Origin of the sequence: Ruminococcus flavefaciens 007c, from assembly GCF_000571935.1 — a bacterium.
Classification (GTDB): Bacteria; Bacillota; Clostridia; order Oscillospirales; family Ruminococcaceae; genus Ruminococcus; species Ruminococcus flavefaciens_F.
This window is the reverse complement of record NZ_ATAX01000016.1, coordinates 182,949-193,983: the sequence shown is the minus strand read 5'-3', so window position 1 is coordinate 193,983 and position 11,035 is coordinate 182,949. Positions and strand designations below refer to the sequence as shown.

The window sequence follows — 11,035 nt, the reverse complement described above, 5'->3', positions numbered from 1 at the left end:
GCAACTTACCCGTCAAAAAACGCAGCTTACCGCCTAAAAAATACAGCTTACGCGAAATGAGCTTTCCGTGTATGGAATGACAGAAAAAATACAGCCGCAAATACGGCTGCAGCTTATGTAAATACTTATTTTTCTGTTTGAGCAGCGGAATTCTTTTTTTCGTAGCGTTTTTTCAGCTGCTGATTCATAACGGCAGTGTGCTTTCTGTCAACAAGATAATGAACAAAGCAGGTGAAGAAGTAAATGAAGATAACTGCGATGAATGTGAGGAATACAGATAGGGGAGTTATCCTGCACCAGCCGAACATCTTCAGCAGTACGACGGTTATCAGAAATATCAGCAGGAAGTGTGTGCCCCAGAGCATAAGTGAATGTTTGGGACTCTGAGGATCAATGCACAGGCATATAGCTGTCGGCAGTGCGGTTATGAAGCCGCTCAGAAGGATCTGCCAGAGTATGGTGCTGTCGATCTGCTGTCCCGAGAATGTGAGATATACCGCTGCTGCAATAAGGACAGCAGTTGTGATATCAACAAAGTAATGTAATAACGAGATAAAAAATTCCTTTACCATCAGTCTACCTCCTGGATGCCGAGTTTTACCTTAAGATTATGTACGTATTGACGTGATATTATTATCTTCTCACCGTTTTTCAGGTGAGCTTCAAGCTTCCCGCTGAACAGCGGGGACAGAAAATCTATCTTTTCCATGTTGACTATCAGCGACTTTGAACAGCGTACAAAATCCAGCGGCCCGAAAAGATCCTCCAGCTCGTACAGCTTGTACTTTATTTCGTATACGTCCGAACTGCAATATGCGAAGACTCTGTTTTCGTTTGATTCAAAATAGCATACGTCATGGTAATCAAGACGTACTATCCTGTCTTCAAGATAGCCTGTAAGATCGGTCTTTACTGTCTGGAAAGAGAGCAGCATGGATATAAGACGCTGATCCGGCGAAGCACTTCTTATGATAACGACATCCTCGTCGTTAGTCTGTGGTGATTCAATAATTATTCTCATGCTCGACCTCCGATGTGGTAATGTGAGTTATTAAGTAAAAATCATTGAGAGGGGGTGGGGTTATGCGAAAAAAGTATAATGTCAGAGATAGAACGACTCACCGTGTTCAAGTTTGTACACCTTTGTGTGCTTTTTCAGGAAGCTTTCGATCTCTGATGTGTCGATGTCGGTGCTGAACGGGGGGAAGGTGTTGTCAAAATGCGTCAGCATAACGGCCTTGGGACGTAGCTTGCGGTAAATATTCCTTGCTGTCTCTTCCAGCTTTGGGGAGCCCTGATAGGGGAAAACTGCCAGATCAACTTCCGACGGATAGGAAACTCCTTTTGCGAGAGACAGGCTGCCGAGTATAAGTATCCTTTTCCCGCAGGCTTCTGCCAGATAGCAGAGAGTCTCTCCTTTTTCGCGGCATGAAGCAAATTTCTTTATCATATCCGCCAGAATACGGCGGTTTGCACGCAGGCATCTGCCGAATACAATTCCCATTATCCACAGTAATCCGCCTCTTATGTGACGTCCCTTATAGGCTGTGATGCGGAAATCACCTATCTTAATAACAGAGCCTGTCTTGATAAGGCGGAGATTACTGCTGTTCACACCTTTCCTGCAAAGGCTGTGGTAAGGAGCTTTTGTACAGTAAACCGTCGTATCTTTTCTAACAATATCGCTGATACTGCCGATATGGTCGTAATGACCGTGAGTTATAAGTATATTCCCGCAATTATCAAAAGAGCCTTTTTCTACGCTGACGCTGCTTCCCGAAAGGGGAAAAAAGGGATCGATAAGGAACTGTGAGTTCTTTGTGGAAATACGAACAGAAGCAGTCCCGTACCATGTGATCTTGATTTTGTTTTCTTGCATAAACTATCAGCTCTTTCGGTATATGTTCATTTCATTATATCACAATAAGGCCTGTGAATCAACCTGTATCTGCCGTAAAGATGAGAAGAGGCTTTTTCCTAACGCTTCATCATGATAAATGCAAGGTTCTGTCTGCCGCTGCTGCCGCGTCTGTACGAGTGGTACGAGCTGTCATGGCAGGTGCACACCTGGGTATTGGAAATATTTTCACTGGAGATACCCTCGGCGGCAGCCTTTGCTCTTATGGCCTGAGAAAGATCGAGAAACAGTCCGTTACCGCGGAGGGTAAAGATCCTGCTCAGCAGGTCTGCGGTAAAGGCTTCTGCATATTCGTCTCTGACTTCCTTGCCGACCTCATAGCAGTTGGGGCATATATGAGGGCCTATCGTCAGCCGTATCCTGTCAGGTGAGGCTCCGAGCTCCTTCATGCGCTGTACGGCGCTGCTTATCAGGGAGCCCGCTGCCGATATCCGGCCGCAGTGCAGCATACCAATGACCTCTGCTTCAGTGTCCGTGAGGTATACGGGAACGCAGTCTGCTGCGATAATACTTAGAACGAGCCCCTTTTCGGCTGTTATCAGGCCGTCTACCTTTTTGAGGTCGTTATCGGCGATAACTCCTGCACCGCCGTGTTCGCTGCCCACAATTTCAACTTTGCAGCCATTTGCCTGATAAGGGCGTACAATACGCGATAAAGGCACTCCGAGCCTGCTGCTCAGGTCTGAATAATCCTCTGTGGGAGGATCGTTTGCTTCGTTTCTTGTCCATATCCCGTGAGTCCCGGAGGTGAAGCCTGCATATGCAAAATTGTCGTTGATGACGGTGAGCTCTTTCATTTTTATCCTTTCAGCTGTTGATACTGCTTTTGCAGCCTGTATTTTTTGTGTTTTGCTTCCTATATTATATCATGTCATTCTGCATCCGTCAATGCGAAAAATCAGTAAGTATAAGCATTGATGCAAAAGAGTTTCAGGACAGGGAGCGGGAGCTGCTGCACTGTTGTGTCATTGACAATGACATATTGTGCGATCTGGCGACGGAGTGATATATTTTTATGTAATTATCTGTAACATAAGCTATTGACATTTATGAGAGAGTTTGCTATAATGATTTTATCAGATATTACACGAACCATGTCACTGATAATGACAATTATTTTACAGGGGGTAGGATATGAAGCATTTGTCACTGGAAAAACTGGCTGAAACTGTCAGCAGCAGAAGGAAGGCCATCGGTATGTCACAGGCTGCACTTGCTGAAAAGACAGGAATAAGCCGTACTATGTTCACAAGACTTGAAGCAAAGGATTACAGCCCGTCGGTAGATCAGCTGCTGGCTCTTTCCGAGGTTCTTGGCTTTGATTACAGGGAGCTGTTTGCTGATGATGAAGCTGAAAAGGAGAGTACGGACAGAAAAAGGATAGCAGTTGCCGGTACAGGTTACGTGGGTCTTTCGCTGGCAGTTCTCCTCTCGCAGCATAATGATGTAACGGCAGTGGATATAATCCCGGAGAAGGTCGAAAAGATAAATAAATGGCAGTCGCCCATTCAGGACGATTATATAGAGAAGTATCTCGCGGAGCATGAGGAGCGCAGGCTCTCACTCAGAGCTACAACCGACGGCGAGTCAGCTTACAGGGACGCTGATTTCATTATCGTGGCAGCACCTACAAACTACGATCCGAAAACGAATTTCTTTGACTGCTCTGCGGTTGAGTCTGTACTTGCGCTTATAAAAAAAGTTACGGTGAAAAAGAAAAATAAGCCCATAGTTGTTATAAAGTCCACCATACCCGTGGGATATACAGTCCAGGTCCGTGAAAAGATGGGAATGGACAATATCATATTCAGTCCAGAGTTTCTCCGTGAATCAAAGGCACTTTATGATAACCTTTATCCCTCACGTATAATAGTCGGCTCTGACGAGGAAAACAAGGGCGCAGCCGAGACCTTTGCGGCTCTTCTGAAGCAGGGCGCCGTAAAGACCGATATACCCGTGCTTTTCATGGCAACTACCGAGGCAGAGGCCACAAAGCTTTTCGTCAACACCTATCTTGCTCTGCGTGTATCCTATTTCAATGAGCTTGACACCTACGCAGAGGTCAAGGAGCTTAATACAGCAAATATCATACGCGGAGTGTGCCTTGATCCGAGAGTAGGCGATTACTACAATAATCCCTCCTTTGGTTACGGCGGCTACTGCCTGCCCAAGGATACAAAGCAGCTGCTGGCAAATTATCATGATGTCCCTCAGAATATGATGACAGCCATAGTTGAGTCGAACCGTACCCGCAAGGACTTTGTGGCTGACAGGATACTTAGCATCGCAGGAGCTTACAGCTATTCCGAGGGCACATACGATCAGGACAAGGAGAAGGAGGTCGTGATCGGAGTATACCGGCTCACTATGAAGTCAAACAGCGATAATTTCCGTCAGTCCTCAATACAGGGCGTTATGAAGCGGATCAAGGCTAAGGGTGCAACTGTTATCATATATGAACCGACTCTTGAGAACGGCAGCACCTTCTTTGGCTCACTGGTGGTCAATGACCTGAAGAAGTTCAAGAAAAAGAGCGGCTGCATCGTTGCTAACCGCTATGATCCCATACTCGATGATGTTGCTGACAAGGTATATACAAGGGATTTGTTCAGAAGAGACTGAGGATGATTCCGTCAATCTGAAAATACCGATAAACATGGCAGTTTTCTTTGCAGAGAGACGGCAGATGTGATGGAAACTGATTATTATTAAGTGTACACAGCTTTTATGATTAACAAAAAGAAACAGGCAGATACTCCATTGGAGTATCTGCCTGTTTTGCTTTGATTCAGCTGCGATCCCGCAGTCTTATTGTTCATCTTCGGGAAGTGGCTGACAGAGTGTTATTGCAATAACGTCATCGGAGTGGTTGCTCTTGACAAAATATTCAAAGGTCTCCGTTAGCCTGTATTTCCCGTCGTCTCCGAGCTGTCGGGTGATAAGGCGTATCTCCTTGACACCTGCCTTGAACGCTCTTAAAAGATTGAGCCTGTTGAAGGTTATGGAGAATTTGTCCCTGTCATCAGGGTGCATACTATTTGTGCCGTGTACGACCAGTTCATCGAAGATACCGGCTGAAGGACAGGGTGTAGAGGTGAAGTTCTGAAATGCCATTACATAATAGGTATTTCTGGTGAGATTTGCGAAGATGACCAGCGGATAACGGCGGAATACTACCTCTATCAGCAGATTCGTAGCACTTGCGGGGCTTTGTATCTGAAGAATGTCTTTCGGCTCTTCGGCAGCCTTATGTGCCAGACAAAGTGCAAGGTATTCATCTTCGGGCATGGGATGTGCAAAGATGAAGCCCTGTATCTTATTGCAGTCCAAGGAGCGCAGGAAAGCCAGCTGCTCCTTGGTCTCAACGCCCTCGGCGACGGTTTTCATATGCAGTCTGTGAGCAAATGTGAATATGCTCTCAAGAACAATACGTTCCTTTTCATCCTCACAGTTGTGGCTGAGAAGGGACTTGTCTATTTTCAGAACATCAGCGGGAACGTCCTTGACGAACTGCAATGAAGACAGACCGCTGCCGAAATCATCGATAGCTACCGTGAAGCCTGCGTTCCTTATGGAAGTTATCCAGTCGAAAAGCCTGTTTTCTTCAACCACCATTGCCGATTCCGTGATCTCTATCTCTATGAGCGGATGAGGAAGCTCGTATTTGTCCACAAGCTCGGTGAGCTTCCGGGCAAAGTTTTCTTCACGGATATGCTTGCGCGAGAAGTTTACCGAAATAGGATACTGCGGCATCATGTTCTGTTTTTCCAGTGTCCTGCATACTGCCTCTGTTACGTACCAGTCTATCTCCATGATGAGATCGGATTCTTCGGCGACAGGTATAAAATCTGCGGGCAGTATTAAAGTGCCGTCAGGTTTTTTCCAGCGGATAAGCGCTTCCGCACTTTTCAGCTGACTTGTCATTGTAACATAAAGAGGCTGATAATAAACGCATAGCTCATTATTGTAGAGTGCGTTTCTGATCTCTTCTGCTGTGTAATTCATATGATCCCGCCCTTTCGTTTTTATATCTGCAAGCTTTTCCTCTTCAGCGGATGCTTCCGTGTTCTTGCTTGAATTGTTTCTTTTCGTCGTACATTGCCTTGTCGGCGCGTTTGAAAACCAGCTCGTATGTATTGTCATCGGAAGCGTATTCCGCTATTCCCACCGCAGCGGAGTACCTCAGCCACGGATCCTTGTCTTTCTGTTCAAAAGTCCTTTTATATGCAGCACGAAGGCTGTTTGTTATCTGGGCTCTGTTTTTATAGTCCTGTCCGTGGAGGATGACAACGAATTCATCGCCGCCGATACGGAAAACAGGGGAATGTTTGAAGGCTTCGCATATAAGATGACAGCAGCCTTTGATATACAGGTCTCCTGCTTTGTGACCGTAGTCGTCGTTGATGCTTTTCAGATTGTTCATATCGACCATGACAACGGCGAATTCTGCGGGACCTTCGGCGATCTCGCTGTTAAGCTCGTTTATTCTACGTGTATAAGCCGCCTTGCTGCCCACACCCGTAAGAGAGTCTCTGTAAGCCTCCTGACTTATCTGGCCTATCTGTTCATCGCGTGCCTTAAGCTTCTGCTCCTCCTCTGTAACGTCCTGTATACGTAGAAAAGAGCCGTCCAGCTGACCTTTATTGTTTTTTACATAGTTTTCCTCCAGCACATAGAACCGCGCATTTTCGCTGCTGCCCACCATGCGTTTGGTCATATGTTCATACTGCTGTCCGGTATCTCCGAATATCTTTATCAGTTTTGCGGAGACGGCGTCATAATTGTCGTCATTGATCCCGGCGAGCCTGCATCCCTGGGCATTTGCCCATATGCAGTTTCCGTTGGGATCGAATACATAGAATGCGTCCGAGAGGCCCGAGACGATATTGGACAGTATGCGGTCCAGCAGTCTGAGAGGACGGTAACGTATGGCGAAAAAGAAGATGACCACTCCGAATACGCCGTAGCCCAGCATTGAACGGTCGATGGCGTACTGGAAGAAAATATTGTACGTTTGCAGGAGCCCTACGGCCACCATTGTGGCGAGTATGACTGCGTACCGTTCACGGTTGATCCTCGGAGCCTTGACAGTAGCCCAGACGAATATCAGCACGACGCTGAAAAAGACAGCATAATCAACTATACGGTGTATAGTCTGTCCGAGGAAAGGCATCAGCTTATAGTAGGGAGCGTCTTCGACATCTACTTCCGCAATATCAAAAGCATGGCCGAAAACGGGGTTCAGAAGCATCTGTACCGCATCTGCCGCAAGTATGGCATATATGAACTTAGGTGTGTATTTTTTGCTGTCACTGCCGTGGCAGTATACATTTGTGAAGTTTACCAGTGAATACATCACCAGATCCATGCCGAGATAATAGAAGTAGCAGCCGATGAGGGCTGTGATCCTGATGCTGGTCCCGACTATGAGCAGATTACCGAGTACGGGAGGTATCAGAGCCGATTCGAGAAAAGCGACAGCGTTTTTTGTGGCTTTGTCAGAACGGCGTGCCAGTACGGTGCAGACTAATAAAGCAAAAATCAGAATGAGATATAAAATAGAGAAGGTTACTCTCATCAGTCACACCCTTTCTGAAAAAAGAGTAAATATGCTTTTATAAATGATAGTTTTCATGTATTGTGTTAATTATAGCATATTATTTCAAGCTTTTCAATTAAATTTGTGTGAATTTATCAATTCCGATGTGAAAAATGTCTGCTTTCAGGCAATTAGACAGGCTGTATCTCAATAGAATGTAGCGGAGGCGATGTTTATTGCAGATATAAAAAGCAGCGGCTGGCGCTCAGAGGTCAGGGATGTTTTGACGGAAAAGGGGATAATGCGCATTGAAGCACTTATCCCCGATAAAACCGATGAAAAAGCAATGAAAAGGGCTGAAAAGGAGCTTTGCAAGATATTCTCAAAATACCGCGAAGTCACTGACAGATGCAAAAATCAATGAAATAGCTGTCTGCGGCGTGGGATAATCCGTACCGCAGCGGCATATAAGGAGCTGATGATATGACAGCGATATACGCAAGGCAGTCCGTTGACCGGGCTGACAGTATCTCCGTGGAGCAGCAGATAGAGATATGCCGGTATGAAACAAGAGGTGAAGCCTTCACGCAGTATTCCGACAGGGGTTACAGCGGAAAGGACACCAACCGTCCGGGGCTTACGCAGATGATGAACGATATAAGCGGGGGACAGATAGATACGGTGATAGTTTACAGGCTGGACCGCATAAGCCGTTCCATACTTGATTTTTCAAATATGATGGAGTTTTTCGGCAGATATGGCGTAAAATTCATATCTGCCACGGAAAAATTCGACACCTCGTCTCCCATGGGCAATGCCATGCTGAATATCTGTATCGTCTTTGCCCAGCTTGAACGTGAGACCATACAGAAGCGCGTGGCGGACGCCTATTATTCGCGGTGCAGGAAAAGCCTGTATATGGGCGGCCCGCTGCCCTACGGCTTCCGAAAGGTGCCGGCGGTGATAGACGGCATACATACCTCGATGTACGAGGCTGCGGATGAAGAAGCTGAAACTGTAAAACTCATATATGAGATGTATTCTCAGCCTGATACCTCCTACGGAGATGTTATAAAAAAGCTCAATGACCTCGGCATCAGAAAACGGGGCTCTGACTGGGCACGGCCGAGGATAAGGGATATACTTGTGAATCCGATATATGTGAAAGCCGATCTTGACGTATATGATTTTTTTGTCCGTAACGGCGCTGATATAGCTGATCCTCCTTCTGCCTTCACAGGTGAGAACGGCTGCTACAGCTATAAGAACAGATCCGAAAAGAAGAAAAAATCGTCAGGACTTTGCGGGATACAGATAGTGGCCGCTCCGCATAAAGGGATTATTGATTCTGAAATATGGCTTAGGTGCCGTGAAAAATGTATGAGCAGAAATCAGGTGATACCTTCTCAGAAGGCGAAGAATTCATGGCTGTGCGGTAAGGTAAAATGCGGTAACTGCGGCCATGCGCTGACTGTAAAGCGCTTCAGTACGCGGAACTCACGGTACCTGATATGCTCTGAAAGGATGAATTCGGGAACGTGCTGCGGAGCAGGTACGCTTTATGCCGATGAGATCGAGGAGATAGTCAGCGCTGAAATAAACAGGAAGCTGGTGAAACTCCGTATTCTGCCGCGGGCTGAAAGTGATGTCACGGACATAGAGCGGAGCGGGCTGGGGACAGAGCTTGCGAAGACAGATGACGAGATAAAAGTACTTCTTGAAAGAGTTGGGAAGGCTGATAATGCACTGTTCAGGTACATAAATGAGCGGATAAATGCTCTTGACAGGCGCAGGAACGAGTTGAATGAGCGCATAAAAGCGGCGGAGCAAAAAAAATACGCGGACGGGGAAGAGAAAATTGATATGTGGAGTGCGCTCAGCTTTGAAGATAAGCGTCAGACGGCGGATATACTCATAAAAGTTATCTGTGCGGCAGACAGAAAGCTTACGATACAGTGGCGCATATGAGCTGTTCCATGATGAACGGCGGGGTGAAGCTCTGCGCATAGCACAGGATAAGCTGAACTCAAGGAACTTTTATGCCTGCAATCCTTCTTTTGATAAGAACTGCGGAAAAAAATAATGAAAAAGCGGCTGCCTGCGGGCAGCCGCTGAGCTTGAACGGGAAGCAATAGTGATCAGTCGTATTATACATATAGTATTTTATTTGCTTTAGGATACAGAACAAAAATTTGCAATTTTTGAATATATATAATTTTTTTATGAGTATATATTCGAGACGCTTTTTCTGATAACTATGCTTGATCACGGGAAAAAACTGACGTCAGGCTCTGAAAATATGAGCTTTGCGGCTTGCTTTGTTGATATTACCAAAACATCAGGAGAAATATTGTGATATTTGCCTGATTTGTATGCTTTTGTGTGCGTCCGTGACGTAAAAAGAAATAATGATTTGATTTCTGATTTAGCAATCATTTTTATATTTTTAGTGGAAGTTTGTGGAACAACCTCTCGTTCATTTGCGTTGTGCACAGTGATAAACAGTGGGAGTTGTCCAAACTAACGAATTATTGACATAATTGTTAAAAATTGCTAAATCAAATTGACAGAACGGTTAACAGATGGTATAATATTAATTGTAAAAAGGATATACCGCTAAAAAAATCAGATCGGATGATCATAGAAAAAGAGGTTCGGCAGCAGGGGGCTGTCGGACACGATGTTTTTTAAACAGATTTGAAAGCTGTCATATGCCATATGCGGCAGAAGGCAGCATACACTGATATATTGCGTATTTACAGGTAAGGATCATAGTTATGAAGGACAAAGAACTGAAAAAACTCAAAAGAGCTGATCTTATAGAAATGCTCTACTATTTAAGTAAGGAAAATGACGAGCTGAGGGAAGAAAACGGTAAACTCAGGACAAGGCTTGATGAACTGGTGGACAGGGTAACAGCCCGCAGCACCGCTGCCGAGCCGCTTCCTTCATCTGATAATGATACATATAAAACGAATGATGAGCAGAAAGACAATGAGTGAAAAAAGAAGAGATCTGCCGACTACCGCACAGCTTGAAGCTGAAATGAAGCGGCTCAGGTATAAAGAAAGGTTTGCAAAGTCAGTCAGGAGCACTATCGCGTCTCTCATCGTAGTTACGGCGTTAGCGATAATTATTTCCACAATGCTCCTTCCCGTGCTCAGAGTTACGGGAACGAGCATGACACCGACCTTGCAGAATGATGAAGTCCTTTTATGCAGTAAGCTTTCTGCATACGAACAGGGCGACATCGTAGCCTTCTATTATAATAACAAGGTGCTTCTGAAGCGTATCATCGCTAAAGGCGGTTCAGTCGTCGATATAAAGGAAGACGGACAAGTCTACGTCGACGATCAGAAAATTGATGAACCCTATATCAGCGAGTCGGCATTGGGGGAATGCGACATAGAGCTTCCCTATAAAGTGCCAGAGAATCGGATATTCGTAATGGGCGATCACCGGGCGGTAAGTATTGACAGCCGCTCCACAAGTGTGGGCTGCATAGCGGAGGAAAATGTCATCGGAAAGGTATTTCTGGTGGTATGGCCGCTGAAGAACATCCGGTTCCTGTAACATGG

At 45.7% G+C, this 11,035-nt stretch carries 11 protein-coding genes; 5 read left to right on the top strand and 6 right to left on the bottom strand.

What is annotated here, in order from left to right; genetic code table 11:
* Positions 1-125: 125 nt before the first annotated feature.
* The 4 genes from RF007C_RS05205 to RF007C_RS05190 all read right to left on the bottom strand — a co-directional run bounded on the left by RF007C_RS05205 (position 126) and on the right by RF007C_RS05190 (position 2,715).
* A complete protein-coding gene (locus RF007C_RS05205) occupies positions 126-572 on the bottom strand; it encodes a DUF3021 family protein (protein WP_019678133.1) in 447 nt (148 codons plus the stop codon).
* Complete coding sequence (locus RF007C_RS05200) at positions 572-1,021, bottom strand: LytTR family DNA-binding domain-containing protein (protein ID WP_019678132.1); 450 nt, start codon at positions 1,019-1,021, stop codon at positions 572-574. The genes RF007C_RS05205 and RF007C_RS05200 overlap by 1 nt, the downstream gene beginning before the upstream one ends.
* Positions 1,022-1,102: 81 nt before the next feature.
* Positions 1,103-1,879: an MBL fold metallo-hydrolase gene (locus RF007C_RS05195; RefSeq protein WP_037297834.1), complete on the bottom strand. Its 777-nt coding sequence runs from the start codon at positions 1,877-1,879 to the stop codon at positions 1,103-1,105.
* A 98-nt stretch (positions 1,880-1,977) separates the two neighbouring features.
* Complete coding sequence (locus RF007C_RS05190; RefSeq protein ID WP_037297831.1) at positions 1,978-2,715, bottom strand: polyphenol oxidase family protein; 738 nt, start codon at positions 2,713-2,715, stop codon at positions 1,978-1,980.
* A 337-nt stretch (positions 2,716-3,052) separates the two neighbouring features.
* On the opposite strand from RF007C_RS05190, the gene RF007C_RS05185 reads away from it, so the two are divergent.
* On the top strand, positions 3,053-4,540 hold the full coding sequence (locus tag RF007C_RS05185) for a nucleotide sugar dehydrogenase (RefSeq protein WP_037297829.1): 1,488 nt from the start codon (positions 3,053-3,055) through the stop codon (positions 4,538-4,540).
* Positions 4,541-4,726: 186 nt separating this feature from the next.
* Here the strand turns inward: RF007C_RS05185 and RF007C_RS05180 are convergent, their stop codons facing one another.
* Positions 4,727-5,923: an EAL domain-containing protein gene (locus RF007C_RS05180; protein WP_019678129.1), complete on the bottom strand. Its 1,197-nt coding sequence runs from the start codon at positions 5,921-5,923 to the stop codon at positions 4,727-4,729.
* Between the two features lie 43 nt (positions 5,924-5,966).
* Positions 5,967-7,496, bottom strand: coding sequence for a sensor domain-containing diguanylate cyclase (locus tag RF007C_RS16340; RefSeq protein ID WP_051456524.1), 1,530 nt, complete (start codon positions 7,494-7,496; stop codon positions 5,967-5,969).
* A 190-nt stretch (positions 7,497-7,686) separates the two neighbouring features.
* On the opposite strand from RF007C_RS16340, the gene RF007C_RS05170 reads away from it, so the two are divergent.
* The 4 genes from RF007C_RS05170 to lepB all read left to right on the top strand — a co-directional run bounded on the left by RF007C_RS05170 (position 7,687) and on the right by lepB (position 11,030).
* Entirely contained in the window at positions 7,687-7,881 is a 195-nt protein-coding gene (locus tag RF007C_RS05170; RefSeq protein ID WP_037297826.1) for a hypothetical protein, read from the top strand.
* 59 nt (positions 7,882-7,940) lie between these two features.
* The gene (locus tag RF007C_RS05165) at positions 7,941-9,425 is read left to right on the top strand and encodes a recombinase family protein (protein WP_037297824.1); all 1,485 of its coding nucleotides are present in this window, start codon (positions 7,941-7,943) and stop codon (positions 9,423-9,425) included.
* A gap of 809 nt (positions 9,426-10,234) precedes the next feature.
* Positions 10,235-10,459, top strand: a complete 225-nt coding sequence (locus RF007C_RS17710; RefSeq protein WP_019678125.1) for a hypothetical protein — start codon at positions 10,235-10,237, stop codon at positions 10,457-10,459.
* A complete protein-coding gene (lepB, locus tag RF007C_RS05155) occupies positions 10,452-11,030 on the top strand; it encodes a signal peptidase I (RefSeq protein WP_037297821.1) in 579 nt (192 codons plus the stop codon). The genes RF007C_RS17710 and lepB overlap by 8 nt, the downstream gene beginning before the upstream one ends.
* Positions 11,031-11,035 lie beyond the last annotated feature (5 nt).